Origin of the sequence: Rhodococcus sp. KBW08 (genome assembly GCF_003852455.1) — a bacterium.
Lineage (GTDB): Bacteria > Actinomycetota > Actinomycetes > Mycobacteriales > Mycobacteriaceae > Rhodococcus_F > Rhodococcus_F baikonurensis.
This window is the reverse complement of the sequence record NZ_QAJJ01000014.1, coordinates 45088-70893: the sequence shown is the minus strand read 5'-3', so window position 1 is coordinate 70893 and position 25806 is coordinate 45088. Positions and strand designations below refer to the sequence as shown.

Annotated in this window: 34 protein-coding genes; 10 read left to right on the top strand and 24 right to left on the bottom strand. The window is 60.4% G+C overall.

The features are described 5' to 3' along the window. The first annotated feature begins 553 nt into the window (after positions 1 to 553). Positions 554 to 1156: an HAD-IA family hydrolase gene (locus tag DBV08_RS18545; RefSeq protein ID WP_124568421.1), complete on the top strand. Its 603-nt coding sequence runs from the start codon at positions 554 to 556 to the stop codon at positions 1154 to 1156. Between the two features lie 18 nt (positions 1157 to 1174). Here the strand turns inward: DBV08_RS18545 and DBV08_RS18540 are convergent, their stop codons facing one another. Genes DBV08_RS18540 through DBV08_RS18530 form a run of 3 tightly spaced genes read right to left on the bottom strand, consistent with a single transcriptional unit; the run spans position 1175 to position 2861 of the window. Next, entirely contained in the window at positions 1175 to 1738 is a 564-nt protein-coding gene (locus DBV08_RS18540; RefSeq protein ID WP_124568420.1) for a recombinase family protein, read from the bottom strand. Then, positions 1735 to 2643, bottom strand: coding sequence for a Fic family protein (locus DBV08_RS18535; protein ID WP_124568419.1), 909 nt, complete (start codon positions 2641 to 2643; stop codon positions 1735 to 1737). Before DBV08_RS18535 ends, DBV08_RS18540 begins: the two co-directional genes overlap by 4 nt. Continuing rightward, on the bottom strand, positions 2640 to 2861 hold the full coding sequence (locus tag DBV08_RS18530) for a hypothetical protein (protein WP_124568418.1): 222 nt from the start codon (positions 2859 to 2861) through the stop codon (positions 2640 to 2642). Before DBV08_RS18530 ends, DBV08_RS18535 begins: the two co-directional genes overlap by 4 nt. Before the next feature lie 1753 nt (positions 2862 to 4614). Between DBV08_RS18530 and DBV08_RS18520 the strand changes: the two genes are divergently transcribed. The 3 genes from DBV08_RS18520 to DBV08_RS18510 all read left to right on the top strand — a co-directional run bounded on the left by DBV08_RS18520 (position 4615) and on the right by DBV08_RS18510 (position 6992). After that, positions 4615 to 5142, top strand: coding sequence for a hypothetical protein (locus tag DBV08_RS18520; RefSeq protein ID WP_124568417.1), 528 nt, complete (start codon positions 4615 to 4617; stop codon positions 5140 to 5142). A gap of 867 nt (positions 5143 to 6009) precedes the next feature. After that, a complete protein-coding gene (locus tag DBV08_RS18515; RefSeq protein ID WP_024488090.1) occupies positions 6010 to 6600 on the top strand; it encodes a hypothetical protein in 591 nt (196 codons plus the stop codon). A gap of 8 nt (positions 6601 to 6608) precedes the next feature. Further along, positions 6609 to 6992, top strand: a complete 384-nt coding sequence (locus DBV08_RS18510; protein WP_124568416.1) for a hypothetical protein — start codon at positions 6609 to 6611, stop codon at positions 6990 to 6992. A 157-nt stretch (positions 6993 to 7149) separates the two neighbouring features. Here DBV08_RS18510 and DBV08_RS18505 read toward each other — a convergent pair whose 3' ends face one another. The 11 genes from DBV08_RS18505 to DBV08_RS32925 all read right to left on the bottom strand — a co-directional run bounded on the left by DBV08_RS18505 (position 7150) and on the right by DBV08_RS32925 (position 12282). Beyond that, positions 7150 to 7482: a hypothetical protein gene (locus DBV08_RS18505; protein WP_124568415.1), complete on the bottom strand. Its 333-nt coding sequence runs from the start codon at positions 7480 to 7482 to the stop codon at positions 7150 to 7152. 117 nt (positions 7483 to 7599) lie between these two features. Then, positions 7600 to 7767, bottom strand: coding sequence for a hypothetical protein (locus DBV08_RS32345; RefSeq protein WP_185564726.1), 168 nt, complete (start codon positions 7765 to 7767; stop codon positions 7600 to 7602). Next, the gene (locus DBV08_RS18500) at positions 7767 to 8012 is read right to left on the bottom strand and encodes a hypothetical protein (protein ID WP_124568414.1); all 246 of its coding nucleotides are present in this window, start codon (positions 8010 to 8012) and stop codon (positions 7767 to 7769) included. Before DBV08_RS18500 ends, DBV08_RS32345 begins: the two co-directional genes overlap by 1 nt. Then, positions 8009 to 8584: a DnaB-like helicase N-terminal domain-containing protein gene (locus tag DBV08_RS18495; protein WP_124568413.1), complete on the bottom strand. Its 576-nt coding sequence runs from the start codon at positions 8582 to 8584 to the stop codon at positions 8009 to 8011. The genes DBV08_RS18500 and DBV08_RS18495 overlap by 4 nt, the downstream gene beginning before the upstream one ends. Before the next feature lie 6 nt (positions 8585 to 8590). Then, positions 8591 to 8911, bottom strand: a complete 321-nt coding sequence (locus DBV08_RS18490) for a hypothetical protein (protein ID WP_124568412.1) — start codon at positions 8909 to 8911, stop codon at positions 8591 to 8593. 32 nt (positions 8912 to 8943) lie between these two features. Next, entirely contained in the window at positions 8944 to 9171 is a 228-nt protein-coding gene (gene nrdH, locus DBV08_RS18485) for a glutaredoxin-like protein NrdH (protein ID WP_124568411.1), read from the bottom strand. Between the two features lie 570 nt (positions 9172 to 9741). Next, a complete protein-coding gene (locus DBV08_RS18480; protein ID WP_124568410.1) occupies positions 9742 to 11295 on the bottom strand; it encodes a ParB N-terminal domain-containing protein in 1554 nt (517 codons plus the stop codon). An 86-nt stretch (positions 11296 to 11381) separates the two neighbouring features. Beyond that, positions 11382 to 11636 carry a hypothetical protein gene (locus DBV08_RS18475; protein ID WP_124568409.1) on the bottom strand — a complete coding sequence of 85 codons (255 nt, stop codon included), beginning with the start codon at positions 11634 to 11636 and terminating at the stop codon, positions 11382 to 11384. A gap of 33 nt (positions 11637 to 11669) precedes the next feature. Next, positions 11670 to 11876, bottom strand: coding sequence for a hypothetical protein (locus DBV08_RS18470; protein WP_124568408.1), 207 nt, complete (start codon positions 11874 to 11876; stop codon positions 11670 to 11672). A 32-nt stretch (positions 11877 to 11908) separates the two neighbouring features. Further along, positions 11909 to 12118: a hypothetical protein gene (locus DBV08_RS18465; protein WP_124568407.1), complete on the bottom strand. Its 210-nt coding sequence runs from the start codon at positions 12116 to 12118 to the stop codon at positions 11909 to 11911. A 41-nt stretch (positions 12119 to 12159) separates the two neighbouring features. Further along, on the bottom strand, positions 12160 to 12282 hold the full coding sequence (locus tag DBV08_RS32925; RefSeq protein ID WP_260395644.1) for a hypothetical protein: 123 nt from the start codon (positions 12280 to 12282) through the stop codon (positions 12160 to 12162). Between the two features lie 602 nt (positions 12283 to 12884). On the opposite strand from DBV08_RS32925, the gene DBV08_RS18460 reads away from it, so the two are divergent. Then, entirely contained in the window at positions 12885 to 13256 is a 372-nt protein-coding gene (locus DBV08_RS18460; RefSeq protein ID WP_124568406.1) for a hypothetical protein, read from the top strand. A 78-nt stretch (positions 13257 to 13334) separates the two neighbouring features. On the opposite strand, the gene DBV08_RS18455 is transcribed toward DBV08_RS18460, so the two are convergent. The 3 genes from DBV08_RS18455 to DBV08_RS18445 form a co-directional block, all read right to left on the bottom strand. After that, positions 13335 to 13673, bottom strand: coding sequence for a hypothetical protein (locus tag DBV08_RS18455; RefSeq protein WP_124568405.1), 339 nt, complete (start codon positions 13671 to 13673; stop codon positions 13335 to 13337). After that, positions 13670 to 14473, bottom strand: a complete 804-nt coding sequence (locus DBV08_RS18450) for a hypothetical protein (RefSeq protein WP_124568404.1) — start codon at positions 14471 to 14473, stop codon at positions 13670 to 13672. Before DBV08_RS18450 ends, DBV08_RS18455 begins: the two co-directional genes overlap by 4 nt. 98 nt (positions 14474 to 14571) lie before the next feature. Continuing rightward, complete coding sequence (locus DBV08_RS18445) at positions 14572 to 15291, bottom strand: SOS response-associated peptidase (RefSeq protein WP_124568403.1); 720 nt, start codon at positions 15289 to 15291, stop codon at positions 14572 to 14574. Positions 15292 to 15448: 157 nt separating this feature from the next. Between DBV08_RS18445 and DBV08_RS32340 the strand changes: the two genes are divergently transcribed. Then, positions 15449 to 15586, top strand: coding sequence for a hypothetical protein (locus tag DBV08_RS32340; RefSeq protein WP_185564723.1), 138 nt, complete (start codon positions 15449 to 15451; stop codon positions 15584 to 15586). Between the two features lie 425 nt (positions 15587 to 16011). Then, a complete protein-coding gene (locus DBV08_RS18440) occupies positions 16012 to 16440 on the top strand; it encodes a hypothetical protein (protein ID WP_124568402.1) in 429 nt (142 codons plus the stop codon). Between the two features lie 427 nt (positions 16441 to 16867). On the opposite strand, the gene DBV08_RS18435 is transcribed toward DBV08_RS18440, so the two are convergent. The 3 genes from DBV08_RS18435 to ligD all read right to left on the bottom strand — a co-directional run bounded on the left by DBV08_RS18435 (position 16868) and on the right by ligD (position 19499). Beyond that, complete coding sequence (locus DBV08_RS18435) at positions 16868 to 17314, bottom strand: hypothetical protein (protein ID WP_124568401.1); 447 nt, start codon at positions 17312 to 17314, stop codon at positions 16868 to 16870. 12 nt (positions 17315 to 17326) lie between these two features. Then, positions 17327 to 18385, bottom strand: a complete 1059-nt coding sequence (locus DBV08_RS18430; RefSeq protein WP_221621611.1) for a S41 family peptidase — start codon at positions 18383 to 18385, stop codon at positions 17327 to 17329. A 124-nt stretch (positions 18386 to 18509) separates the two neighbouring features. Beyond that, complete coding sequence (gene ligD, locus DBV08_RS18425) at positions 18510 to 19499, bottom strand: non-homologous end-joining DNA ligase (protein ID WP_124568400.1); 990 nt, start codon at positions 19497 to 19499, stop codon at positions 18510 to 18512. A 65-nt stretch (positions 19500 to 19564) separates the two neighbouring features. Here ligD and DBV08_RS32335 point away from each other — a divergent pair, with 65 nt between their 5' ends. Beyond that, complete coding sequence (locus DBV08_RS32335) at positions 19565 to 19729, top strand: hypothetical protein (protein ID WP_185564720.1); 165 nt, start codon at positions 19565 to 19567, stop codon at positions 19727 to 19729. Positions 19730 to 19780: 51 nt separating this feature from the next. Here the strand turns inward: DBV08_RS32335 and DBV08_RS18420 are convergent, their stop codons facing one another. After that, positions 19781 to 19966, bottom strand: a complete 186-nt coding sequence (locus DBV08_RS18420; protein WP_124568399.1) for a hypothetical protein — start codon at positions 19964 to 19966, stop codon at positions 19781 to 19783. A 532-nt stretch (positions 19967 to 20498) separates the two neighbouring features. Between DBV08_RS18420 and DBV08_RS18415 the strand changes: the two genes are divergently transcribed. Then, a complete protein-coding gene (locus tag DBV08_RS18415; protein ID WP_124568398.1) occupies positions 20499 to 21884 on the top strand; it encodes a pentapeptide repeat-containing protein in 1386 nt (461 codons plus the stop codon). Between the two features lie 246 nt (positions 21885 to 22130). After that, a complete protein-coding gene (locus tag DBV08_RS18410) occupies positions 22131 to 23051 on the top strand; it encodes a toll/interleukin-1 receptor domain-containing protein (RefSeq protein WP_185564718.1) in 921 nt (306 codons plus the stop codon). Positions 23052 to 23232: 181 nt separating this feature from the next. Here the strand turns inward: DBV08_RS18410 and DBV08_RS18405 are convergent, their stop codons facing one another. The 3 genes from DBV08_RS18405 to DBV08_RS18395 all read right to left on the bottom strand — a co-directional run bounded on the left by DBV08_RS18405 (position 23233) and on the right by DBV08_RS18395 (position 25751). Then, on the bottom strand, positions 23233 to 23913 hold the full coding sequence (locus tag DBV08_RS18405) for a TetR/AcrR family transcriptional regulator (RefSeq protein WP_124568396.1): 681 nt from the start codon (positions 23911 to 23913) through the stop codon (positions 23233 to 23235). Further along, positions 23910 to 24572 carry a TetR/AcrR family transcriptional regulator gene (locus DBV08_RS18400; protein WP_124568442.1) on the bottom strand — a complete coding sequence of 221 codons (663 nt, stop codon included), beginning with the start codon at positions 24570 to 24572 and terminating at the stop codon, positions 23910 to 23912. Before DBV08_RS18400 ends, DBV08_RS18405 begins: the two co-directional genes overlap by 4 nt. Positions 24573 to 24653: 81 nt before the next feature. Beyond that, a complete protein-coding gene (locus DBV08_RS18395; RefSeq protein ID WP_260395643.1) occupies positions 24654 to 25751 on the bottom strand; it encodes a DUF2637 domain-containing protein in 1098 nt (365 codons plus the stop codon). Between the last annotated feature and the right edge of the window lie 55 nt (positions 25752 to 25806).

The following is a 25806-nucleotide window of genomic DNA, read 5'->3' as shown; positions in this document are numbered from 1 at the left end:
GATAACGAAACAGTTCAGTTGGTTTAAATCGCTGGTAGAGCAGTTTCCTCGTACTAAAAGTTCATCCTTTAGACGGAGCCCATCGAAACAGGGTACTTCGTCCCAATATGCGGCGCTCCCCGTCGAGGGCATCGTGGTCGGCAAAATGTGATCAACTCGCAGCCTTGCAAACTGACCTTTCCGATCTTAAAGGGCACTCGCAGAATTCAAGCGCCAGCATCCGGTAAAGGGCTCAGGTCGGTCTCGCCGCAGCCCAAGGGCGCGGGGCCGTACCGGAGGTCGGCTCCCAAAGATGACATCGACGAAACTCACACAGGCACAACGGATACGGGAAACGGAATGCATCTAACCGGCATCGCCGAAATCATCGGCGTCGGATGCATCACTCTCGATCGACACCTGAAGTGAGAGATCCTGGACCTGTGCAGGCGGGGCGTTAAGCGACGAGACTGGAGCGGTACGAGGGACTGAGCCCGGAAGGCCATCTGCTGCAAGTGCAGGCCGTATTCTTCCAATACTTCGGAGATCATGCTCACTTCGATACCGTGGGGTCATGGAGTTTGACGCCGTGCTCTTTGATATCGGTGGCGTCCTCGAAGTCGTGGAGGGCATGGACTTTTCCACCAAACACGAAAAACTCCTCGGCCTCGCACCGGGGACGATCGCGGTCCATACCGTTGACCTATGGCCGGCTGGTGCCTTAGGCCTTCGGACGGAGGACGAGATACGCCGCGAAATGTCCATCCGGATCAATCTGTCCGTGGCAGTGGTGAATGAGATCTTCGAGGACATGTGGGCGCAGTACCTCGGAACCGCCGAGATCGAATTGACGGACTACCTCGCCGGGTTGCGGCCTCGTCTACGCACCGGGCTGCTGAGCAACAGCTTCGTGGGTGCTCGCGAGCGAGAGGAAACCGCCCACGGTTTCAGCGACCTCGTCGACGACATCGTTTACTCACATGAAGTTGGCATAGCCAAGCCCGACCCCGAGATATATAAGCTGGCATGTCGCCGACTCGACGTGGACCCCTTACGGGCCCTATTCGTCGACGACGCACAGATCGCCGTCGACGGCGCGGCCGCGGTTGGAATGACGACAGTTTTGCATCACGACACCTGCTCCACCATCGCCCATCTCGATACCCTGCTCACATGATTGTCGACACCGAGCGAGCTATTGAGCATCCGTCAGGAGTGCACGGCTGACCGACGATCGGCCGACGCCGAGCGTCGCGGCGATGGCGTCGAGACTTCTCCCCTGCTCGCGGAGGGTGCGGGCAAGTTCGGTGCGTTCGGGCGTCATGACGGTGGGCCGGCCGCCGTGCCGGCCTTGGCGTCGGGCGGCTTCGAGGCCGGCGTGGGTGCGTTCGACGATCATGCGTCGTTCCATTTGTGCGAGGGCTGCCATGATGTGGAAGAGGAATTCCCCGCCTGCGGTGGTGGTGTCGAATCCTTCTGTGAGGGAACGGAATGCGATGCCGCGTTCGCCGAGGTTGTGGACGGTGTCGATGACGTGGCGGACGGATCGTCCGAGGCGGTCGAGTTTCCAGACGACGAGGACGTCGCCGTCGTTCTCGCGTAGGTAGTTCAGGCATTCGGTGAGTTGGGGTCGCTGCGTTTTGGAGCCGGATTCGTAGTCGGTGAAGATGCGGATCGCTCCGGCTTGGCGGAGTGCATGCTGCTGCAGTTCGGGGTTTTGTTCGAGGGTGGAGACGCGGGCGTATCCGATGATGCTCACAGTCTCGGTCCTTCTGGTCTGCTGCTGTGTTGTGGGATGGTGCGGCTGTTCAGGAGCTGGTGGTCGACCTCGGGGCTCCAGTGGGTGTGGAACTTGGTGGTGTCGAGGTCGGCTAATTCTCGCTCCGGAGCGACCGGTGTGGGAGTTGGCCGGATCTCGGTCGACTGTGGGTCATGTTGTGGTGCTTCGGATTTGATCTGGCTTGCCCACGTGTAGGCCTGTTCGGGCATGGTGTCGTAGTGCTCGATCATGGCCTGCCAGTGCTCGGGGAAGGTCATGGCGGCGCCGCGGGGCGATGTAGCGATGGAGTCCGCGGGCACTTCGGTGACAGGCTTGATCGCGGGGCGCAATACGTCGGCGAGGATGGTTCCGCCGTCGACGTAGGCGAAGTTGCGGGCAGCTTGGACGGCGTCGACGCTGAGTTCGCGCCACTCGATGGCCCATCCGACATCGCGTGCGAGTTGGTCGAAGAAAACCCTTTGGGCGCGGGAGTTTCCGTCGACGAACGGATGGACACTGGTCAGGTCTCCCCAGTGTCCGGCGAGATCCTGGACGAACGCTTCGTGGCTGTGGTGGTTGACGTAGACGCCGCTGTTGATGTCGGTGAACACACGATCGAGTTCGCCGGGGATTGCGGCGGGTGGGTCGTGGAGGATGCCGAGATCGCCTGGCGCGGTGTCGATGGTGCGGATTTCACCGGCCCATTCGTAGAGGTCACCGAGGAGGTGACGGTGGATTGCTTGCAGGTGCGCGAAGTCGAAGTGCCCGTCGATTGGGTTCGCTGCCAGCTCCGCCATTCGTGTTGCGGCGATGAGGGCTTCGGCCTGTGCGAGCGTGTGAGGGTCGGTGTATCCGAGTCGGTTTCGTAGGACCGTGGTTCCCGGATAGTGATAGTCGTTGTTCACTGAGCGGTGCGGGCGTTCAGGTCGGCGAGTCCGCGGGCGATCGCTTCGTCTCCGGTGATCTCGCCGTTGAGGACAGCTCGGGCTGCTGCTTCCGCTTCCGCGGTGAAGGGGACGCCACCCATTTCGAGGCCGGCGCGGATGCCTGCTATTTCCCGTTCGATCTCGCCCGCGGTCAGGATGCGGGTGGGTTTACGCGGAATCTCGTCTGGATTCGTCATGGTCTGCTCCCCCGGTTCTCGTTTTGCGGCTGAACGCGTTTCTGCGGTTTCGATGCTGCCGACCCTCTGCGGAGGTCGCCGGCGGCGTGTTCGTCGTTCTGCGTTGAGAGTGATGCTATCGAACCGACCGAAAACGATCTACTCGGCAATTTCGGTCGATTTAGTTTCGGGATGAGTTTCGGTCGACGGTTTCGCATGGTCGCTTGATCACGCCGATTCGGGTCGATTCGTGGGCCGAATACGACCGTTTGCGGTCCACCTATGCACCCGCCACTTCGCGACGTTGAGAAGCTCGGAATCAACCACCGTCAGTTTCTGTGCAAGACATAGGTGGGGTCATGCCTGAGTTCGTCAGAAATGAAGGTCTCCCGGGCAAAGCCGTTTCCCAGGGAGACGTCGTAGCTCTTCTGGTTCGCAGGGATGGCATCGAAGTTGGCGGTGTACGTGCAGGTACCTGTGCCGTCAGGTTTCTGATCGATGGTGTTGGTTTCTAGAATCGAACTAGTGGATCCGACGCCGACGCCACTATCGCCGAAGATATCTATTCGGTCGTTGGGAGCAACACGGATCCCTCCGATGATGCATTCGCCCGGCTTCGGTTGACGTTTGGTCTGCTTCGCCTCGGACGGTAAGGGCGGCGGCGAAAGTGATTGGCGAGTCAGTGTTGTTCACGCAACTCGTCAGGATCAGCGTTCTCGCAAATGCCACGACTGCTGTGGCGACCTGTCGCGTTCTTTGCCTCATACGCAGTCACGGTATACAGCTTCTGCCGGAGGTTCCGAAAATCGAATATTTCCGGGCCGCTTACGAATGGGAAAGGATTCGCTCGTGCGAAACCGGCTGATAGCTAGGTGCTGTACCTGCTTCGGGCCATCAGCCGTGACCTCCTAGTCGACGACAGGGATACCGTTGAGAGTGCATCTGCTTCTACAGATCCGTGGCCAACTATCGTAATCCCGCCAAACATCGCTGATATGAAGACATTACAACGAAGCCCCGGAATCGATCATTCCGGATGAGGCCGCACCCTCCGACGCTGCAGAAAATAACGTCCCTGCACAGGGTCATCGGGATCGGGCCTGCACACAGGCAACTTATTCACTCCCTCCGAAGGTCCCGCACTGGCTCGAATCCTGCCGTGAACGCAGCCTGGCACAACCCCCCAGCAAAGGCTCGTCATCCGGGTCGTTACCGTTGCAAAGTATAGGTAAAGATGTTTCACTCAAACGACATAGGGGGATCGATCGAGCATCCCGTGTCCGTTTCGTCGGAAGAGTGGAGAGATTGATGGGGAACGTACATCCGTCCGAAAGTTGGGCTCGCTCTGCAGCCAGCGCGAACGCCTCAAACTACAGGTTGTCGGCCTTCTCCACAAAACTCCCTGATGATTTACAAAAATCAATCAAGATTACTTGCGCGGTGACGGACACCTTGATACAAGACGCCGTGCGCGAGGCACTTACGGATTGGGTAAAAAGCACCAGAGGGAAGCTGACAATTAGCGATTGAACCTTGTGTTCCCGCTATTTGGATTGACTGGTCATGACATCACCCAAGAGCGAAAGTGATTGGTATGCACCCACACGTAGTTCCCACTTTAAGAGCTCTTTCCGCAACAGTAGTGGGAGTGTCTTTACTAGTATCGTGCAGTTCAGATGAGATCGAGCCGAGTGGGCCGACCCGTACAACTACCCCGTCAACCTCGTTGTCGACATTGCCGAGCACTGAACCGCCACAGTCCGGATTCGGGTACATGGGGCCAACGGATGCAGAAATACCCACACTTTCCACGCACGACACCATCGTCTTCGCCGCGTTTTCCGAGGTCGTGCTCGCAGGAAGTTGGAGCGGGGCCTCCCAGACCCAGAATGCTGACGAGATCAAGTGCACGCGGAGCAAGACCGGCAGCGACAGTCCCGACAGATTGACCTACGAGGTTCGTACCAGCCCGTTCGATCTGACAGATTCGGGTTCGGACGATCCCGGACGGGATTATGTGCTGACTTTCTCGACTCTTGTCCCCTCGCCGGAAAGCGCGAACGCTGCACGTGAGTCCTATATGAGCCTGCTCATTTCAAATCCTCACTTGGGGGAGCCCAATCCGAAGTTTGGTGCCAGCTCGACAGCCAATGAAAGCTTTACCGTGGTCCTTAGCCCAGACTTGAAAGATGCTTCCTTCAGCGTCAAAGTGGATTCCTCACAAATATCGGGGCGCTCCCCGGAATCGCAGAGTGTCGGAATCGCCGGCCGCGTTCATTGTAATACGATAGCCGGGAGCTAGAATCCGATGCGATTCCAGCTCCCGGCGCCGAATAAATCGACATGGAGAAAGTTGATCACCGGGTGTAGAACAGGACGAACAAGTGCGTATCGGAGTCGTACCACTCTTCCCTGCAGGTGTAACCGGTATACCCCATGTCAAGGTACGCTTTGGTTTCGCCAGCGTCGATACACGATTGCAGGCCGGTCTCAAAACTTCCCATTCGTATTTCCTCTGCCGATGCCACCCCAGCTGTTGCGGTGACGATGCCAGCGGCAGCCATAGTTCCCAGGAGAGCTGTTGACAAGGCACGCTTCATGATTCCTCCGAGTTACGTTTGGTAGGCAAATAACAGAGATATTTCCGAGTTGCCAGAACTACACGTGAAGGCGAATTAGCAGACCTGAACAGGGATAACCTTTCCCCGAAGGCAAGCATCCCGATCAATTCACCTTCCTGAAGGTATCCAAAAACAGTTAATAGCGTCAAAGTTTTTTAATGGGATGACATTATTTCGAATTTTACAGATATCTTTTAAGTAATCTTTCTTTTAAGTATTGTTTAATTGCGCCCATAATTTGAAAAGAGATGGATCCGACTACCTTTTTTGCGCGAAGGAGTTTAACGTCAGGTTGCAAACCAGGAGGTCTGGTTATCGTGATCAGAGTGGGAGATTTGATGAAACCCTTATTAGACACCGGTCTTCGCCGGGCGTGGGCTCGCCTTGTCGTTCTATTTGCCGCGATAGCGACTGTTCTCAGTTTTGGGCTTGGGTCCGCAAGTGCCAGTCCGGAGGAGATCGGATCGACCTCGGAAGATGGAGTTTCCATTGGATGGGGTCTCCCGCAGACGCTGCAACAGCGCTCAGCTACAGCCGAGGATCCGCCCGTGACGTTCGAGTCCAAGGTATTGGCAGACGGTGCGCAGACTTTGATCCATATCAACCGACCGGATGCCCCTCATGCGTTCCGTTTCCCCGTGCAGGTACCTGAAGGCGGAAAACTCGAGGACATGGGCGATGGGACCGTTTCTCTCAACGTGGACCGGATGCCGCACGGCGGGTTCACCGTTCCGTGGGCGAAGGATGCAAACGGTCAATCAGTGCCGACCTATCTGCAGGTGGAAGGCAGTGATCTTGTGCAGATCGTCGAATTCGACGAGAACACCGCCTTTCCGATCGTTGCCGACCCTCGTTTCGACTGGGGGATCGTGTCGGGCCATGCGTATTTCAACAAGGAAGAAACACGCATGATGGCTGCTGCCGGTGCCGGCGGAATCGCTGCGCTACCGTGGATCGCACTGATCCCGCCGCCGTTCCAGGAAGTGGTTTTGGCCAATGTCGTGAACATCTCGGCGTGGGCGATCTCGGCACAGGCAACGGGCAAGTGCTTGGCGCTCAAGTTCGGCGCAACCGGTACATGGTGGCCGCCTGCGATTGGTGTGAACGGTGAGCATCACACCGGATCTGACTGCTACTGAGAGGTGTCATGAAGTTCAATCTCGTGGTGGCCGTGATTCTTTCGATTGCCTGCGTGGTGATCGTCGGTCAACACACCACAGCCCTGTCGGATGAGTTCAGTTGGCGGTTGATGCTCTTGGTTCTGTGTCTGATCGCTGCAGTGGCGATCTTTGTGTGGAGAATTCGGGTCCGTCACCAGGAACCAGCAGTGTTCGTCGCCGTCACGTACCTGTCGTTAGGGGCTGTGGTCGCAGTGGCGGAAGCTGCTAGCGGGGATTACACCAGGGCGATCATCATTGCAGTGACTGCGCCGATCATTCCCGGATTCGTCGTCGGTGATCCCCGTACTCGCCGATGGGTCAATCGGATCGCGGGATATTCATCTGACTCACCGAAGATCGGTCATGAGTGAGAACACAGTCTCACCCTGAGATTGAAAAGATTATGGCTCGTTCCGGTTTCGACCGGAACGAGCCATAGTTGGCTCGGGCCCTACCCCATCTGAACCGCTGACTGACCGACCAGCGTCTGAGGTTGACCGCCGGCCAAACCATCACCGTCCGCACCTCTCAGTGTTTGCTCGGCCACACGGCGGTGTCCGGGGCCGGTCTGGGGGTGTGGTTGGTGGGGATGGGTGCGAGGTGGTGGAGTCCGGGGAGGCTGTAGGCGGTCAGGGCGAGTCGGGTGCGCCAGGCTTTGTGTTTGAACGCCCAGATCCAGTGTCCGGTCATCCAGATTGCGAGGCCGGCGGCGAGGATGACGTAGGCGGCGGGTGTGCTGCCGGTGATGCCGATGCGGAGCAGTCCTTCGAAGACTGCGATCGCTCCTGCGAGGCGGGCGATGATTGATCCGAATCCCCAGATCAAGAGTGCTGCTACGGCGATGATCGCGGCGACAGCCATGCGGTGTCCTCCTTCTCATGGGTGATTCGTGACGGCGCATTGTCGGCGAGTGTGCCGTTCGGGTATGACAAGGGGTGCAGACGCGCCGCCGGCAAACGGCGACGCACTGCCGAGGGGTCAGAACAGGGCGTTTTGGGTTTTGGCTGCGGCGCTGTCGGTGCGTTTCTCGTAGGCGGCGGCGAGGGTTTGCGCTGTTGCCTGGCTGCATCCCATTTCGGTGCCGATGTCTTCCCAGCTGGCTCCGCGGTGGTGCAGTTGCCAGGCGTCGTGTTCGTCGTCGTTCATCACTGGTGTTCACCTTTCTCTGAGGTCGTGTGGCGGAGTTTGCGGGCTGCGATGAAGTAGTGAAGTGCTAAGGCGGTCAACCCTGTTCCGGCGAGTACCGCGAGGACGGGGCCGGTGGTGGTGCCGGTGATGGCGACGGTCAGGACGAATACTGCGAGCGTCAGGTAGAGGATTCCGATGCTGATGTTGGCGATGAAGTGTGTTGAGCTGGCACGGTGTTTCGGTTGCGACTCGGTGTCGGTCATGGTCGGCCTTCGCGGATGGCGGCGAGGCGTTGGGAGGCGGCTCGGCGTTCGCGGCCGATGCTGAGCAGGTGTTCGAACAGTTGGTCTTCGGGGAGCTCTTCCGCGGCTTGGGCGAGGGATCGTGCTGCTTCGCGGAATCCGCGGCGGTATGCCTGGGTGAGAACGGCGGCGAGGTTGTGCTCGAGTTCAGCGGACGGGACGCCGATGGTGGTGATGTCGGTGAGTGCTTTGGTGAGTTGTTTCCCGAGGTGCCCGCTGGTGCGGCCTTCTTGCTGCAAGGTGGTGAAGACGTGGGCACTGTTGTGCGGTTTGCCTGCAGTGACTAGCTCCTCGATGGCGGTGAACAGTGCTGCGTTCACGGGTCGGTAGAAGTCTGCGCTGGTCAGGGCTGCGACGGTTCGTTTCGCGCTCTCGGCCGGTGCCCAGAGCAGTGAGCACAGGAGTTGCGCTTCGACGTCGAGGGCGGTGCTGTACTCGTCGATCTCGTCGCTTTCGCTGGTGAGGTCGTCGAAGTCGGGGATGGTGGCCAGTGAGAGTGTCACGTCGGGGTCCTTGCTGTCGCCGGTGGGCATGGGAGGTCAGGGTCGCGGTGAGGTGAGTTGCCGGTGGCTGCGCAGGATCTCGGCGGCTGCGCGGAGGTTGCGGGCAGCCTCGGCGAGATGAGTGGCGATGTCCTGGTCATGGGCGACAACGTCTTCGGCGGTGTCCGTGCCGGTGGCGGTGTAGAGGGTGTGCAGTTCTTCGCGTGCGTCGCTGATTCCGGCGAGGGAGTCGTCGAGGGCGGCGAGCATGGTGCGGAGTTTGCGGTCGACGGATTCGCTGTCGCGGCGGAGCTCGGCGTCGAGTGCGCGGTCGACGAAGTCTGCGTCGGGGGTGAAGGTGAATGCTGCGGCGGTCATGGTGTCCTCGTTTCGCTGGTGACGGTTGCGGGTCAGGCGGCCGTGGTGAGCTTGATTTCGTCGGGGCGGAATCCGCTCCAGTGGTTTTCTCCTGCGACGACGACGGGGGCTTGCAGGTATCCCAGGCTCATGACGTAGTCGCGGGCCTGTGCGTTTTCGGTGATGTCGATGACGGCGTATTCGATTCCCGCTTTGTCGAGTGCGCGGTAAGTGGCATTGCATTGCACACATGCGGGCTTGGTGTATACGGTGATCGCCATTGTCATTCCCCCTCGTCGGTGATTCTTTATTGATTTCATTCTATCGAACAATGCAATATAAGCCAATACTTTCGCGGGTATTTCTTCGATTAGTTTCCGCTTTCGTTAATGACATATTCAATCATTTTCGGCATTCTTTCACTAATACCAAACCGTGATGTACACAGCTACTTGCATGCTCTCTACCTGCACTTTCTCCCCCTCCCCCGGTATGTGCCGATATTCTGGTCTCGGCGGGAGTGGGTCAAGGTGAGCGTAGGAAAAATATCGTAGCGCCGTTGTTCGAGCGTGCGAGTGGCGCGTGTGGATATTATTTCTGGAGCGGCCTTGATGCGCGAGTGTCGGGATAGAAGAATGTTCACACCGGGGCGGGTCGGTTCCTTTTCCTTGCGCTTTTGTCGTGGTTCGTGGCCGGCGGCCGGGCGGCTTCTTGCGTGTCTGTGGTGGTGTCCGCCTTCCGCCCTTCCGGTCCGCCGGTGGCTGTGACCGCCGGCCGGGGGCAGGAAGGTGCGGGGCGGAAGGGCGGACGGTCCCCAGCCCTTTCGGGCCGGGGATCGCCGCTTCATCGGGTCAGTCGATCGCGACCTCGTCGAATGTGAGCTGTCCGGTGATGATTTCCTCGACGGCGGCGAGGGTGTAGCCCTGTTCCATCAGGAAACTGAGGTACTGGTCGGCGTTCTTGGGTTTGGATCGCCATGCGTCTTTGACCATGCGGGACTCTTGCGCGGCGATCACCAGCGCGAGAAGCAGGACCTGAGCGCGAGCCTCGGACACCTTCGCCACTTGCTCGGCCAACTCTCGGCCGGGGTAGTAGCCCTTGAATCCGAGCAGCTCACCGAGCGATTCCGCTGCCTTGTATTCCGAGATCAGTCCGGGATCGCGGGAGAGGGTGGTCGCGACGTAGGTCGCTGCCGTTTTCGGTGGGGTCTTGCGGGTGAGCAAGCTTGTGCGCAGGAACTCGCGGCGGACGGTGGTCGCGGCCTCGGCCTGCTTGTTCAGCTCGCGGACTCGTCGCCGTTCCTGCTTGTCCTTCGCTTCCTGCTCGCGCACTGCCCGAGCTGCCTCGGCGGGGTCGTTTCCGCTGGTCTCGGGTCCGTCGATGATCGGGCGCGGCTCGACTCCTGCGCCTTCCTGGTCGAGGCACCAGTATTCCGGGAGGTATTCGGGCCGGTAGTCGACGGTGTTGGCGTGCCGTAGCCCTTCGTCGGGTACGGCGGAATCGTCGTCCTCGGTGTCCCAATCGACATCGTCGTAATCGACGCGCTCGCCGGTGGCTTTGTCGAAAAACGCATCGTTCGATCCCAGGAACACTGCCCAGAACTGCGGGGCTGCGTCGATCATGTCCGGGGTGACCTCGTCGCCGTCTGTGGTAACCAGGTCGGATGGGGACGGCACCTCCTCCCCGAAACTGATGTGATCGTGCGGAAGGATCGTAAATCCCTTCTCCTCGAACGGGGCTGCGGCGAGGGCGTATGCCTCCCGTTCTTCGCGCAACCCGCGTAGTCGCTCCGCTACGTGGTCGAAGTTGTAAGGCCTGGTGGTCAGGAGCTTTTCGACGGCTTCGGTGTCTCCTGCTTCCTCGAACTCGGCCACTACTGCGGCGTGTGCGAGGTCGAGCTGTCCGGAGTCGAGGGCGGCGCGGGCTGCCTCGGCTTTCCCTACCGCTGCTTGGGCTTTGACGTCTTTCTTGTCCATCGCGAGGGTCTTGGACACCTTCGTGATGGATGCGCCGAATTCGAGCATCTGCGCAACTCCTCGGGTGTGCTGAGCTGCGGTCAGCCCTTCGCGGTGCCGGTTGGCGGTGATCTGCTTGCCGATCCGGTCGACGGCGCGGGCCTTGTCACTGCCTTCGGTGTCGGGGTAGATCACGACGGGGATGCTGGTCAGGCCGGTTTCGCGGGCGGCGAGGGTGCGGCGCTGGCCGTCGCGGACGACGATCGTTCCGTCTGCGGTCCGGACGGCGCTGATCGCTTCGAGTACTCCGTTTTCGCGGATGGATTCGACGAAGTCGGGTGTCTGCGCCAGATCGACGCTGTCGCGGACGTTCTCGCCGATGTCGAGGGCGTCGGGGTGCAGCTGCGCGACCTCGAGTGCTGCGGCGGGGGCGGTGTGTGTTGCGGTCATGGTGTTGCCTCTCGTAGACTCTCGGACACGACACCGGGCAGATTCCAGCTGCCCGGTGTTGTGTTGTTTCCGTGGGGTTTTCGATCTCAAGCGGTGGCCGGTTCCAAGATCACTTGATCGGCCGTGGGGTGGCGGTCTCGGCAGCTATCGGCCTCGATGTGTGCGTCCATCAGGTCGGAGGCGTGGCCGTGGTAGTCGAGTGCGATGAGCAGCTCCACGAACACGTCGATTTCGGAGCAGCAGTTGTGCTCGACGACGCTGTCGAGATATTCGGCTGTCTCGAACAATTTGGCCCACGCATCCGCTTTCTCGCAGATGTTGTGCAGGTCGTAGCCGTACATGGTGTTCCCTTTCGGTTGGGTTGGTGCCGCCGGTCATGCGGCGAGCAGTGCGGAGGCGTCTGCGAGGGCGTTCTCGGCGTTGGTGAGGTGGCCGCTGCGGACGCGGCCGTGCGGGAGCCTCTTCGCGTGTGCGAGTTCCGCTGCTGCCCAGGTCGCCAGACGACGAACCTGCTCGTTGCGTTCCTCGTCGCTCAACGGGCGGGGGGCGGTTTCCTCGAGGTTGATGATTGCGGTGCTCATGTCGGTGTCCTTTGCTGGTAACTGGTGGTCGGTTAGTTGGTGGGGGTGGCGGCGGCGTCGATGTCCTCCTCGGGGTGTCCGGCGTCGCGGGCTGCGGCGCGGGCTGCGGCGAAGGCGTCGACCAGGGCGGTGATGTCGGTGAATCCTTCGCGGTTGGGGTCGAACATCGCTGCATCGAGGGCTGCGGTTGCCTTGACAACGGCGACCAGTGCGGGTGCGAGAGTGGGGGTCTCGGTGCTCATCGGTTGGTTTTCCTTTGCTCGAGGTTGGTGGGTGGTTGTCGTTACTCGGCGTTGACGCACTGTGCGGCGTCGTCGTGCATACGAGGGCAGGAGTAGTCACCGCACCCGCAACCGAGTCCGGCGTAATGGATGGTTGCCGCGTTGTAGTCGTAGCCGTCGCTCATCGGTGACCTTTCGTTCGTGGCTGGGGACCAATCCCGTGCCCCGCCAATTTTTTTCGCCTTCTGGCATAGGAGAGTTGGACCGGCATGAGGGGGCCGGAGTGCAACTGGTGAGCGGAAGAGTTTTTCTGCGAGCCTGCGAGTGCGGGTTGAAAAAGTCTTTCGAGCCGAAGGCCGGAGCGAAGCGGAGTCAGCGGTTGCGCGCAGGTCACCGCCGGTCAAAATCGGAAGGCCAGAAGGAGAAACAAATAGAACGCTTTTCCGGACGGAGCGAAGCGGAGTTCTCTTCGGGGGACACCGCAGGTGGCCGGGCCGCCGGGCAGGCGGATGCAGTAGGTGATCCGACCGACCGGGTTGAGTGCCAGGCATTCACTCACCGGGAGCTGAAAGCGGCAAGCGGTCCGTTTCCACGTCTGCACTGAAGGGCGATAAGCCTTGTTTCGCCTAGTCATAAAGTATGAATGGCCAGATTGCGAGGTTTTCCACTATCGCTGACGTGACCGACGTCATGCTGTCGCAAATGTTCGGTTACCGGCTTTTGCGATACCGTCAGTTACATCAAGTTGGTTGCGGCCGATGCAGCCTTCGCGTCACAGGAGGTTTCCATGTCCCGTTCACGTATGGCCGTAGCTGCGCTACTGGTCCCGATCGCAGCCGGCGCTGTCGCCCTCCTCGGCGCGGGTGCCGCATCTGCCGCTACGCCGTATTCCGGAGACGGATATGTCGGTGTTCGATTCGATCAGAACGAGACGCGTTTCCTCGCCGACACCAACACCGCCGATTTCCTCAACGCCATCCCCGGCGAATACTGGGGCGTGTATTCCGGCGAAGGATCGGTCTACAACAACGGGACCATCGTCCGCGCCACCATCGGCCAACTGGTTGACGAGACCGCAAACCACCAAGGCCAGGTCTCGTTCAGCGTGAACAACCCCGCGATCTGGACGAGCACCGTCGACATCGTCCAAGAGTGGTGACATAGGTCGAGTTTGCACGCGTGGGGCCGGTGAGCGCATAGCTCACCGGCCCTTTTCGCGTGTCCGTAATTGCCCGGCTCAAGTGGTGGCCGGCACTTCCGTGATGGCGTCGGCGGTCACAAGCATGTCGATTTCGACGAGGTTGGTTCCGCCGGCATCGGTGACTCGCACGGTTACCCCGGCCAACCATTGTCCGTCGTGCATTTTGACCCAAAACTGTTGAGCTGCATCAAGATACCCGGACATGTAGAGCGCGGAGGTTTTCACGCGCATGCTCACGTGATCGGCGCGTGAGGCTCCTCCGCGCCCGAGCGGGAGCGCGCGGCCTATGTCGACTTTCACTGCCCTCGGTGGGTCGAACGTCCTGATCACGGGGTGGTCGGGCCAGCGTTCGGTCCAATGGTCGGTATTGATCACTGTGCTGCCCTCAACGGCGGTGTCGATGTGAGGGTGGTGCCGTCGACGGTGGCCCAGCGGAGTTGTCCGGTGTCGTCGCAGATTTCCATGCGGCCCGTGCGTTGTTGGAATCCTTTGCCGGCGGCCGCGACGTCGAGCCGAATGCCTGTCACACGCCCTCTCCCCGCTGTCAGTCCTGTGTATCCGGCGACTCGGGATGAGATTCGCAGATCCGGGCCGTCCCATTGCCCTGCTGTCACGATGAGCAGCGATCCCTTACTCCTCGCACGCGCGGCCACCGCTCGCCCGCGGGAGGGCGTTACCGCGCCACCAGAGAGCCCCAGGACAACCACGTCGAATCCCTCCAGCAAAATTGCGGCGCAGTCGATTGCAGCGTCCTTGGGCTGGGGCACGAGGGCGACCTTCGCCAAGTCGCCGCCCTGCTCGTGGAAGGCGAGGAGTCCGAGTCCGTGCATTCCGATCACCGCCACGTGCCCACCGGCAGCGGTGACGGTGGCGAGGAGTCCGATCAGGACCGATGCTGCGCCGTCGACACCGACGACGGTTCCTCGGGCCAACCCGCCGCGTGGGAGCAGATCACCGATCGGCTCCGGAACGGGAAGCATCCGGAGGGTCGATTGCGCGGTGGCCACGATCGGAGTCGGCTCGCGCTCGCCTACGGGTTTGAGCATCACCGACGGCGTAGCGGGTTCGGTGCCGTCGGAGCGGGCGGGGATCGAGGCCATCTTGCGGCGTAGCTGTTCGAGCTTTTCCGCCTTGGTCAGCACTGTCGTTGCTGATGAGTGGGGCTGTTGGTTCATCGTCGCCCCCGCTTTCCTGGATCCGCGCATACGTCCCGCACACCCAGGTTACTCGAACACAGGTTCGATCAGAACCGTATCGAAAGAGGTCTAGATCGCTACTGTCGGGCCACGGGCTCGAGCAAGCTCGGATCGTTGTTCCTCGGAGAGTTCACAGCGGTCGAGACTTCGTAGGGTTCGAGGTGCGGCTCCGGAACGGAGTTGATCATGGCCTGGACTTCACCTTTATCGGTGAGTGTCGGGTCGAGCCAGTGCTCCCAGAATGATTCGGGCAGAATCAGCGGTGATCTGTCGTGTATGTGTCCCGTGGCATCGCTGGCTGGCCGAGTCAAGACTGTGCAGGTCCATACCCACCTGTTCGGATCATCTTCGGGCAGTTCAGGATCGGGCCACAACTCGTAGAGTCCGGCCATTGCAAGGATGTCGTCCTCGCTGTGAAGGAAGTATGGAATCTTCGACCCTGCATCACTTTTCATCCATTCGTAGTATCCTGCGGCCGGGATGATGGCACGCCGTTTGGATGCACTACTTCTGAATGAGGGCTTCTCCGTGACGGTTTCACTGCGGGCGTTGATGAGTTTGGAGGCCATCTTTCTATCTTTTGCCCAGGCGGGCAGCAGGCCCCATTGGACGGTCCGGAGCTGGCGCTGGGGCTCGGCGTCGGGTTCCTCGTGTGGGGTTCGTTCGAGGATCACCCGGACAGGTTGGGTGGGTGCGACGTTGTAGGACGGTGGAAGTGCGTCGCCGACGGTCTGCATGGTGTCGAAAAACGACTGCAATTCCTTATCTGAGCTCTTGCTTGCATAGCGCCCGCACATGGCCTGACCTCCTCGTAGTCGGTTCCCGTCCCATTGAACAGCGTGGGTCCGACGTCCGCGCCCAACGGCGTGTGATGATCTCTGCGAGTACGTCGTCGACTGTCGCGGAAGGGGAAGTGCGATCACCAGCCCTCGGCCGGCGCCTACCGATGTTGCGTTGGCGATCGTGGCCGCAACGGTCCTCGGTGTCATGGTCGGAGTTCTCCTCGCCGACGTGGTGGCCGGTATAGCGGTCGGGGCCGGTACCGCGGTGGTCTTCCGCTTCGTATTGCGGACGATCATCCCCCGGAAATGACCGCCAGCGCTGGTCAGCGGATCGGAATAACTCTCTGACGGTGTTCGTTGTAGAGGCTGTCGGTGTTCGGTTCTTTGCCCCGGGTACCACCCCAGAAATGCCGCTTCGAGCGGCCACTTGCCGAGAGGCGCAAGACGGGCACCGACCCTGTGAAGCCGCTGGACACCTTTCGGTGCCGGCGGCTTCGTCATGTCCGGCGGTCAGGGAGACGGATTGCATCAGATGCAAGTTTGATGCATCTGTTTTGGGTGCCGGCTGCTCGTCGTGACGGCGGTCAGTGTCGGCCGGGGAGATCGACTGGCGGATGTGCAGCATTCGAAACGTGCAGTATTCACTTGGGAGCGATCAGGCGTCCGCAAGCCCGCCGACAGGTGTAGTCATCTCGGGCGTGTCCGCAGCAGGCGTTGTGTGTTCTAGTTGGTTCCATGGACTGGGTGGGTAGAGAGTTGTCTACGGCCGCGACGCTCGGAGCAACTACCGGCGCTGCCATCATGGTTCCAGTTGTCGGTCTCACCGGATTTTTGCTGCCCGCGATCATCGGCGCGGCAGTAGGGCTGGTCGTCGGGTTGGGTGCGGTCGCTGGCGGACGGTACGCGCTGGCCACTGCACGTGTATGGCCAGCGCGTAGCCACCGCTCGTGGAAGCACCGATTTGCATTGTGTTCGACTGTGGCCGTCCTTTTGATTGTCGCGGGCGCATTCATCTGGGCGATCGCCGCTTCAGGCGAGTTGTCACCGCAGGGTGCGGGTTTCCCTGGAACCCTCTTTGTCTTGGCGGCGATACTCGCAGTGAGTTACGTATGCGCGTATGGGTTCGCTCCATACGCGCCTACAGGGCCGAAGATCGACGAGTGATTCTCGGTGCTCGAGATCGCGGTCCGAGCGCAGAGGACGTGAGCGCACCGAACAGGTGTCGGACAGACAGGTGCACCGGCTGAGCGCGCCCGCAAACCACTACGTCGCCCTTGCCCGGGACGCGGACCCCGCCCACGTGCAGCAGCTCGCTGACGAGTTCGCGAACCGTAAGCGGAGCTGACGCGAAGCCATTGCCGAGCATCGGCCCGAAGCCTGGCACAAGAGCAATCACCCCTGCGTGCCGGTGGCGACGGAAGCGTCCCTCGATCGGGTAATTCAACTCTCGTAGCTCAACATTGGAGTCACATCCGTTGCGTCAACCCGCCTGTGCGGCACCATCTTGCCCAGCCACCCTCTCCACTGCGGTGCAGTCTCGATCGCACTGCACAGCAACTGAGCGATGGTTCGGCGATTGCGGGCGCCGCAGCTACCGAGTACCGGCAGTCTGCTTTCGGCGGGCGGCTTCCGTGCTCCCCCAGATTCGTCGATCGTCGCCGTCACGAAAGGTCACCCCGACCCCTTCGATGCCCCAGTTGATATTTGTGACCTCGCCGTCCTTGTCCGAACCACTATTGGAGGTGGTCGTACCGACCGGGCCGACTTCGACGACACCCCAATCGTCGGGCAACCTAATCCTCACACCCTCCGCATCGCAATCGTGCAGCATGGCTTGATCCAATGCTTCCACGGGAATCTCGGACTGCACGTCGCACCTCGACAGCGACTCGTATCCCGGCTCGATTACTTGTGGCTCCGGCCCACAACCGGCAAGCAGACACGCCAGTCCGCAAGCCGTCAACCCCGTCACGAAACGTGGGGCACCCTCCCGCGCAGCAGCAATTCCGAGCATTGCGACCCCCCGTTTGCGGTCCACCAAGTGACGAACTTAACGGTTACATCCGTTGTCGTGCAGCCATTGCCGAGCAGCATCGATAGTGTCCTCCGGTGCAGTCCGCGAATTGGGCTCGATCGGTTGCTCGTCGACGCTCCTACCATCCCGGTCGACGTACACACTTGTCGTGAGCACGAGACGGGCACCATCATAAAGAGGGTGCACTGAGTTCGCGGATGAGTACCCGGCACTGTCGGAGCCGAAGGAACGGACGTTGTCGAGTCCGCGAAATGCGGTCAAGACCGCTTCACCACTCGACGCTGTATCCCCATCCTGCAAAACGGCTATGGGTTGACCGGCGACTTTCGACATGCCTTCAATCGGAACTACGACATCGTCGATACCAGCTCCGTCGTCGGCGATGGAGACAGCGGTGTCCACCGCCTCACGGGTGCGGAAGGTCATTGCGGTCCCATTCGGGAGGAGCGGAGCCAGACCGGTCAGCATCGGATACATTGTCCCGCCGGTGTTTCCGCGGAGGTCGACAATCCAGGCGCATGTGGTGGCGGCTGCGCTTGCAATGCCGTCAGCTGCGGCGTGGGCGTAACGCTGCTGCATTTCGGTCGACACTGGACCCACGGCGGGAACTGTCACCGTGGTGACACCGTCGGCGCTCGTGATTGTCGGGGCGTTGAACTCAGTCGCGGCTCGGGTGTTGGATCGTTCAGCCTTGGCCGGGTCGAGGAAGAACGAGTGTTTTCCTCCCGCAACCCTCGCCGCTGCCGCCAGCGGCTCATGCAATTCACCGATACTTGATGCGCCTACGGCGATAGCGTGCACGCGTGCCCGTTCTTCATCCCATCGCGGACCTGATGCGTAGTAGCCATCGTCCATCACGTCCAAGGCGAGCTCGGCATACCTCTCCGGCGACGGAGCGAACAAATAGAAACCGTGTCGAGGCCCATATTCGTTTGCTGCCCAGGCGCCTGCCGTAAGGACAACAAGCACTGCCACTGCGGCAATTGACAATGCCTTACGCCACCGTCGACGGGGTCTGGTGGACGGGCCCTTCGACGTTGCGCTGTCACAATCGATTTGGGGAGCTGTCGTCACCCCCTCACCTTAAACGTACCGACTGGACTGCTTCTAATCGGCACTGCCTCTCGTATCAGCATCCGAGACAACCATCTTCCTGTCCCAGATGGATGCCCGGAGAAGTGGAACCGCAGATCGAAAGTTACGTTGCATCTCGGCCGAATACCGGCGCTTTGACGTCATCGGCGGTCTTGTCGATGCGCATACCTTTGAATGCAGGGTGTCTGAGTCCACCGCCTGTGTACTCGCGGTACTCGACGTCGCACACTAAAAGCGGTTCTGACCAGCGGGCTTCGCGGGTGATTGCTCGTCGAGGCGGTGCGATCACGAACGGGCTGGTGGGTCGCTCGATCTCGATGAGTTGCTCGCGTAGTTCGCGGCGCTGTCTCGCAGAAAAGCCGGTACCGACGTTTCCGATGTAGATGAGCGATCCGGAGTCGTCGTGGGCGCCGAGGATCAACGATCCGATTCCGCCGGCCGCGTTGCCGGATCCGGGGACGAAGCCGCAGATAATTCCTTCGGTGTTGGCGCGGAGCGGTGTTTTCAGCCAGCTCGGGGACCGTTTTCCGGGTTGGTAGGTCGAGGTGATGCTTTTGGCGACGATGCCTTCGAGGTGGTGTTTGCGGGCGACCTCGAGCATGGTCGGTCCGTCCACGTTGAGCCAGTGTGGTGGAACTCTGATGCGCGGGTGCTCGAGGCTGAGGTTGGCGAGCGCTTCGCGGCGTTCGAGGTAGGACAGATCGGTCGTCGAGGTGCCGTCGATGTCGAGGACGTCGAAGACGTAGTAGGTGGTCAGGGCGTCGTTGCGGAGCTGCGCGGTGGGTTTGAGGACGTGCATCCGGCGCTGCAACCGGGAGAAGGACGGGACACCGTCGGGTCCGAGTGCGACGATCTCACCGTCGAGGACGGTTTCGCGGTGGTCGAGCACGGCGCTGAGTGCGTCGACGATCTCGGGAAACGAGGCGCTGAAATTGTTGCCGTTGCGCGACCACAATGCCGGCGGTTTGGTGCCGGTGGTGGCGATGGCCCTGACTCCATCCCATTTCGACTCAAATGCCCAGCGCTCCCCCGTTGGTGGATGCCCGAGTGTGGCGAGCATCGGCGGCACTGGCTTTCCTGTGGCGGCGCTCATGCCTTCCACTGTGCGCGGGTTTGTACTGGTTTCGGCAGGTTTAACGAGGTCGAGACAATAGCGAGATGAGTGAGAGTGCAGAACCCGATGAGGTCCGAGGGTGGAGCCCGGCCCCGGATGAGGGCCAGGCCGGCACGGTGCTGACGAAGGATGGTCAGTGGGCCTATCGGTACAAGGACGGCGCGGAGCTGATCATGATGAAGATGCCGGAGCGTCCTGCCCCGGCGTAGGAGTACAGCAGTGGGGCCCGCACCGAATCCGGTGCGGGCCTTGTTGGTTGGTCAGCCCAACTGTGTGTTCATCTTGTTTGCGAGCCATTCCGCGTCCGCCTGGACCATCGGTCCTCGCAGGCAGTAGCGGCCGCCGTTGTCTTGGACGTAGTGGGTGAAGCACTCGTTCTCGTATCCGCCGTGCTCTTCGGTACGGGGTATCGCGACAAAGCGTGTGGGAGCGGCCGTTTCGGTCATGGTGATGCCTTCCTGCGAGTCGGTAGAGTCGCTCCCCTGTCACCATGTCGAGGGTGGGCTGTCAACCCCGTAGAGCGAACCGTGGGTTGACGGGTCGGGCCCCCGGCATGGTGTTCTGGGGCGACTTGTACGACGACTTTCTTGACCACTCGGGGCTGCGTAGCGGCAACGGCGCCGGAGGTGGCGTTTGGTTCTTGTGTGTAGCCGGCGGTTGGTGTGTGCGGTGGTGGGCACCTCCCGCTCGGTGCGCTGGCGTGGTGATTCTGCGAGAGCGACGGAACTGGACCACGGGTGGTGTCGCGGTAGCTCTAGTTTGTGGTGGTAAATGAGAATCAGGTCGCCACGTGCGACCGATCTGCAAGGGTTGTTGCAGGTCAGGACTTCGGCTTTCGCTTCGGTCTGGTCAGTGTGGCGACCTGATGCTCGTCGCGATGTTGATGCTAGTTCGGGGGTCGGACATGTCTGCTCTCGGCCCAATTTGGTTTGAACAGTCGGGTCACTTATGACCCGCTCTTAGTAGAGAATCGACGACATGAGCACGTCAGACGAAACGACGCCCGTTGCGGAGCAACCGGGCCCGATCCCTCCCAGCGTTCCGGCCACGACGCCGCCGCTTCCTCAGAAGCCTAAGTCCGACTGGGATATTGAGCCTTCAAAGCTGCCATGGTGGGCGATTTTCATTGTCGTCTTGGGTGCCATCGTGATTTTTTTGAGCTTGGGTGCAATCATACTTACGGTGGATTTCCAACCCGGCCAGGGAACAGTGCTTGGTGGTGCTGCGGTACTGGTCGGTGGCGGCCTCACTTATCTCGCGAGCCATCAGAAACGGGCAAGTGACGAACGTATCGAGAAGCTCAAGTACCAGCAGACTGCTCAACAGATCGTGCTCGCCGAAGAGGAGGCAAGGCGAGCACGAACAGAATTTGACCAAACATTGCAGTCCCAGTTGGACGCCCAGAATGCTGCTACTGCACGCGAACAGAATCGCGAGTTACGTGCACGGTTTGCAACTGCCACTGATCTCTTAAGTTCTGGGACATATGCAGCGCAGCTGACTGGAGTTCACGAACTCGCGGCGCTTGCCGACGACTGGGCGGAATTCGGCAAGCCGTGGGAGCGGCAAGTCTGCATCGATCTCTTGTGCGCCCAGTTGCGAACACCCCGGGTATCAAAAGATGACGAGCGGGCTCGTATCGAGGATGATCAGCTTCGTACTGGGATCATCCGATTGATTCAGGGTCGGACGATGATTCACCCGGAAACGGGAGATGGTCCATGGCAGGTTTGCAATTTTGATTTCTCGAATGCAGAGCTACCAGACATTGATCTGCAGAATTGCCGGTTCCGAGGCGAGCTAAATTTCCGAAAGACCACCTTTTCCGGATTGGCCAATTTTTTGGGCTCCTATCTGGAGAACACTAGATTCGATAATGCAACATTCGCGAGTTCAGCGATTTTTCGGAGCACAACCTTCGGCAGTCGAGTTAGTTTCTTTTTCGCCACTTTCGCTACCAGGGCCAATTTTAGGGCTGCTAGATTCAGAGGTACCACGGATTTCAGCTACGCAGTCGTAGAGGATGCGACTCTGAATTTTTCGAATGCCCGGTTCTTACCTGGAAGTAAAACTTCCATGCGTTTCATGAGACTTCAGGGACATTCGGTACTCAATTTCTCGTCCGCTTGGTTCTCTGGCGGTGAAGTAGAGCTCCGGTACATCGATTACCGCGAATTCGGTCGTTTCAAGTTTGTTCACCCTCAGGCGCTTAAGGCTGTGCCGCGTGCCGATTGGGAGGATTCGGCAGCTGGTGACCTTCCTCTTGCGCTCGAACCGCGGGAGTGGCCGCCGACGTTATTTCCGCACCCTCCGTTCCGGGAAGATGAACCAGATCCAGCCGAGCAGGGACCTGAAACCACCTAGCATCCTCGGCCCCACTCCCCACGCTCATTGACGAGGGGGGCGTCAGAGCGATCCTGCGAGTTTGGGTGTGCGTTTTGACCAACGCCAAACAGGAAAAGGTCTGAGTGGAATTCAATCTCGCTGTACCCCATCTGGAAACCTCAGATCACATCCCGCCCAATTGTCATCGTCGATGCGACAGCGGGCCGGTCCGAGGGACCTGAGAAGATCGTGGTCCCAGCAAAGGGCAGGCGATTGGAGACATTCTTGGGCGCGGATCTATTCATCTCGTACGCATGGACTTCGGACCAGCATCGCGAATGGGTTCGGTTGCTCGCCGGCCAGTTGAAGGCTCTGGGGTTCGACGTACTCATCGACGCGGATCTCGACTACGGTAACGACCTCACCGGGTTCATGCGGCGGGTCGTCGACAGCAAGCACGTTCTTCTGGTCGTCGACGAGAACTACGTGCAGCGAGCCGACACCCTGCCCGATTCCGGCGTCGGGAAGGAGAACTTCTGGATCGCGGACGTCAAAACCGATCGACCGGCGACATGGCTTGCAGTGCTGTTCAAGGACAACCTCGGCTATCAGCTGCCGGCCTGGCTTGCGGATGCGAGCCCGAAGGGCTTTCCCTTCAACCATGATCCGTCGAGGCCCGCAGACTTCCCCGGGTCCGAACAAGTCGAGGACCTGTGGCGCTGGATCGAAGGACTGCCGGCGAATCGTGACCACGCGACGCCGATCGCAACCTTGCGCGAACGCTCCTCTCGACTCGAGCAGCACTCCTTGCGCAGCGATCCGTTGCAATGGCGGAGGCCCTCGTTGAACGGAGAAGTCTGCTTCGCGTACGCCGACGCGCCCCGCAACACGTTCCACTGGGGATTTGGGGTGTCGGAGTTTGCGTTCGAAGTTACCGGGCATGGATCCGACTCGGTCAATGTTTACAAAGACCAGATCGAGGCCGTCGGAATGGTCCGGAGCGCCGATTTCGAGGACTCAGACCTCGCTGCGCACCTGTCAATCGGCCGCAATGTGGCTGCTTACGTGGGGCAAACCGTGGTCCTCATGAACAAGCACGGAAGGCTCGCGCTGGTCGAAATGCTTGATGTCCAGGATGAGGTAACCCGCGACTTGTATGTCGCGCCCCACGTGACGTTTCGATGGCGTGTCGTCGATAGTTCTTAACTCCAGCTGCGGGGGATCGCTTGCGCAGATCGAGCGGGAAGCTAGCGGCCGGACCCCTTGGATGGAGAACTGAGCTCGAAAATGGGATCCGGCCGACGCCAATGGTGCAGATGTTGTCGGTGTAGTTGTTCCTCAAGTAATTTCGATCGGTTGATGTTGAGGTCAGTGCCCGTGTTTTGGATCAGGCGGGTGTGAGTGCATTGCGCAGCTGTGCTGTTACCGCGTCTTCGATGCGGGTTGCGAGGTCGATGTCTTCTCTCAAGATTGCTGAGGCGTTGGCGGCTCCGATGGTGCCGGCGCAAAGGTTCCATGCGAGTCGGTGTGTGGTGGGGGTGTCGGTGAGTTCTCCGTCGGTGATGGAGGTTTCGATGATGTCGCTGATGGCGTCGACCCAGTGTGCGAAAGCTGCGCCGTTGTCGATGGTGGGTTCGAGGGTGAGTTTCATTCCGGCGCGCAGGTTGGTGTTCTCGGCGACCTGGTGTGCAAGGGAGGTGAAGATCGCTGTCAGCTTCTCTGCTGCTGTGCTGCTCGAACCGGCCGCCAGTGCTTCGCTGATGGTTGCGGCGACGGCGCGGTTCCATTCCGAGATAAGTTGGTTGCCGATCGCTTCCTTGGACGGGAAGTGGTAGTAGAGAGCGCCTTTGGCGAATTTTCCGGTGCGGGTGATGGTGTTGATGCTGGTGTGGCCGTATCCGTCGGTATCGAAATGGTGGGCGACGACGGCGATGATCGCTTCGCGTGTTCGCACTGCGCGGTCCTGCATTGCTGAGTTCTTACTGCCGGGGATGCGCCCGATCCAGGGGCGGGCTGGCGTGGCGGCAGCGCTTTCCGGAGTGGCCGCCGGTTCGATGGGGCTGTTCACAGGGATGCTCCTTCGACCATGCGGACGGCGGCCGGGTCGGTTCCGCGCCACATCAGCAGCAGATCGTCGACTCGTCTCGTGATGGTGTGGTTCACGTCGAGGCTAGCGGCAACCTGCACAGCGCCGACGAATCCGGCGCAGAGAGTGTCTGCGAGCCTGGACATGCTTTCCGCGCAGTCGAGGGCGCCGGAGCGAATAGCGTCGACGACGATCGGTGTGATCGCGTCGGTCCATGCCTCGTAGGTGGCACACGCATCACTGAGCGACTTGTCGACGGACAGGATGAGGCCGGCGCGGATGATCGGCTCGTTTTGGGTGCGGCGGGCGAGTTCACGGTAGATCATCAGCACTTGCCGGTCGGCGGGCTGCCCGGTCGCTGCCGCTTTCTCGACTGTCTCGGAGACTGCGGCGAACCAGCGACGGAGCATCTGGCTCGCGATGGACTCCTTCTTCGAGAAGTGGAAGTACATCGCCCCTTTGGTGGTCTCGGAGATCGCCAGGATGTCGTTGATGCTGGTGCCCGCGTACCCGGTTTGACTGAACAGGGTGGCGGACACCTCGAGGATCGCTTCTCGGGTGATTTTCGCTCGCGGCTGCATAGGTGGTCGGCCGGTTTTGCCGTGGTCGATGCCTTCGGAGCGGTCGGTATGATTGTTCATGGTCACAGGTGCTTTCTGTGGTCATCGGCCCTGACGGTGTTCGTAGCACTGTCGGGGCCACCCTTTGTTGGTGGGAGTTGGTCAAACGGTGGTGAGTTCGCTGCGCATCGGGTTCTCGGCGGCTCGCAGGTCGGGCAATGGTGGGCTGTGGAATCCTGCTTCGCGGGCGGCGGTATCGAATTTCTCGTACCGGCGCCATGCAGTCGATGTCGCGACGGGGGGCTTCGACTCCAAAGCGATGGTTTCCCACGTGAGGTTCTGGTTCGTCAGCTTGCGGACCGCTGTGTCTTTCACGTTCTTCGCCAAATCCGAGCTGGCAATGAACGCCATGAGGTCGTCTATGCCGGCATCCGTGTCGGCATGGGCTTCTTCGGCGGCGCGGCGGTCTGGGAACTCCGTAGCGGCGTCTTGGGGATCGAGGATGTCGTCGAGGCCTTCATTCGTCATTTCGTCGACGAAAAACGGCTCCGCAAAGTCCGCAATAAGCTCGCCCTGGTCGGTCTGCGTGTCCGCCGTTGTGGCGTCCTCGTTTCGTTGCGCTTCCGTCGGCTCCGCAATATTGTGGGCGATCTTCTCGCGGGGCTGAGGGACGCGAATCGGTCCCCGGCCTACGGTGAGGTCAGACGCAATACTCGTTGCATCCTCACTGTCGGTGGCACTTTCGACGATCGAACGGTAAGCGGCGTAGGCCATTCCGACTGCCTTCACCAGGATTGTGATTCCGTGGGTGAATGCCAAGACCAGGGCCGGCGGGATGATCGCAATGGCCGCTGCAATAGCGGGCGCGAGTGGAATGAACCCGAGGTCTCCCCCACCGTCGATCCACTCCTGCGCGGCGATTGCTGCGTGATAGGCGTGGTAGGCGTTTCCGAGGATGCTGATCACGACGACGCTGACGGCGAGTGCGATGTAGAAGCCTCTGTCGCGTTTGTTCATGTTGAGCTTGCTGATGATGACGATGGCGATGGTGGCGCCGAGGATTGCACTGTCGACGATCGCCGGGAAAATCCAGGTCAGGTGTTCGGGGATCAGCGCTTGCTTTGCGAGGTCTCGTTGCACGGCGAAGGAAAGCACGAATGCGCCGGTAGTGATACCGAGCGCAATGACGATCGCGAGTGCGAGCGCAGCAAGCAATGCGCCTAGCTGAACACGGGCAGCTCGGAGGCTAAAGTCGGTCATGACTGGGTTTTTTCCTTCCAGGGGTTTCCCGGTCTGGAGCCTCGTCGGGTGCAAC

What these genes read in the sequence shown, in the direction of transcription:
- DBV08_RS18440 (WP_124568402.1), top strand. Translation starts at nt 16,012, where the DNA reads ATGGACTGGGTGGGTAGAGAGTTGTCTACGGCCGCGACGCTCGGAGCA.
- DBV08_RS18495 (WP_124568413.1), bottom strand. Translation starts at nt 8,584, where the DNA reads ATGCCCACCGGCGACAGCAAGGACCCCGACGTGACACTCTCACTGGCC.
- DBV08_RS32345 (WP_185564726.1), bottom strand. Translation starts at nt 7,767, where the DNA reads ATGAACGACGACGAACACGACGCCTGGCAACTGCACCACCGCGGAGCC.
- ligD (WP_124568400.1), bottom strand. Translation starts at nt 19,499, where the DNA reads ATGAGCGCCGCCACAGGAAAGCCAGTGCCGCCGATGCTCGCCACACTC.
- DBV08_RS18520 (WP_124568417.1), top strand. Translation starts at nt 4,615, where the DNA reads ATGGGGCCAACGGATGCAGAAATACCCACACTTTCCACGCACGACACC.
- DBV08_RS18545 (WP_124568421.1), top strand. Translation starts at nt 554, where the DNA reads ATGGAGTTTGACGCCGTGCTCTTTGATATCGGTGGCGTCCTCGAAGTC.
- DBV08_RS32925 (WP_260395644.1), bottom strand. Translation starts at nt 12,282, where the DNA reads ATGAGCGACGGCTACGACTACAACGCGGCAACCATCCATTACGCCGGA.
- DBV08_RS18505 (WP_124568415.1), bottom strand. Translation starts at nt 7,482, where the DNA reads ATGGCTGTCGCCGCGATCATCGCCGTAGCAGCACTCTTGATCTGGGGA.
- DBV08_RS18450 (WP_124568404.1), bottom strand. Translation starts at nt 14,473, where the DNA reads ATGAACCAACAGCCCCACTCATCAGCAACGACAGTGCTGACCAAGGCG.
- nrdH (WP_124568411.1), bottom strand. Translation starts at nt 9,171, where the DNA reads ATGGCGATCACCGTATACACCAAGCCCGCATGTGTGCAATGCAATGCC.
- DBV08_RS18400 (WP_124568442.1), bottom strand. Translation starts at nt 24,572, where the DNA reads ATGAACAATCATACCGACCGCTCCGAAGGCATCGACCACGGCAAAACC.
- DBV08_RS18480 (WP_124568410.1), bottom strand. Translation starts at nt 11,295, where the DNA reads ATGACCGCAACACACACCGCCCCCGCCGCAGCACTCGAGGTCGCGCAG.
- DBV08_RS18395 (WP_260395643.1), bottom strand. Translation starts at nt 25,751, where the DNA reads ATGACCGACTTTAGCCTCCGAGCTGCCCGTGTTCAGCTAGGCGCATTG.
- DBV08_RS18445 (WP_124568403.1), bottom strand. Translation starts at nt 15,291, where the DNA reads ATGTGCGGGCGCTATGCAAGCAAGAGCTCAGATAAGGAATTGCAGTCG.
- DBV08_RS32335 (WP_185564720.1), top strand. Translation starts at nt 19,565, where the DNA reads ATGAGTGAGAGTGCAGAACCCGATGAGGTCCGAGGGTGGAGCCCGGCC.
- DBV08_RS18420 (WP_124568399.1), bottom strand. Translation starts at nt 19,966, where the DNA reads ATGACCGAAACGGCCGCTCCCACACGCTTTGTCGCGATACCCCGTACC.
- DBV08_RS18500 (WP_124568414.1), bottom strand. Translation starts at nt 8,012, where the DNA reads ATGACCGACACCGAGTCGCAACCGAAACACCGTGCCAGCTCAACACAC.
- DBV08_RS18490 (WP_124568412.1), bottom strand. Translation starts at nt 8,911, where the DNA reads ATGACCGCCGCAGCATTCACCTTCACCCCCGACGCAGACTTCGTCGAC.
- DBV08_RS18510 (WP_124568416.1), top strand. Translation starts at nt 6,609, where the DNA reads ATGAAGTTCAATCTCGTGGTGGCCGTGATTCTTTCGATTGCCTGCGTG.
- DBV08_RS18475 (WP_124568409.1), bottom strand. Translation starts at nt 11,636, where the DNA reads ATGTACGGCTACGACCTGCACAACATCTGCGAGAAAGCGGATGCGTGG.
- DBV08_RS18465 (WP_124568407.1), bottom strand. Translation starts at nt 12,118, where the DNA reads ATGAGCACCGAGACCCCCACTCTCGCACCCGCACTGGTCGCCGTTGTC.
- DBV08_RS18460 (WP_124568406.1), top strand. Translation starts at nt 12,885, where the DNA reads ATGTCCCGTTCACGTATGGCCGTAGCTGCGCTACTGGTCCCGATCGCA.
- DBV08_RS18470 (WP_124568408.1), bottom strand. Translation starts at nt 11,876, where the DNA reads ATGAGCACCGCAATCATCAACCTCGAGGAAACCGCCCCCCGCCCGTTG.
- DBV08_RS18415 (WP_124568398.1), top strand. Translation starts at nt 20,499, where the DNA reads ATGAGCACGTCAGACGAAACGACGCCCGTTGCGGAGCAACCGGGCCCG.
- DBV08_RS18530 (WP_124568418.1), bottom strand. Translation starts at nt 2,861, where the DNA reads ATGACGAATCCAGACGAGATTCCGCGTAAACCCACCCGCATCCTGACC.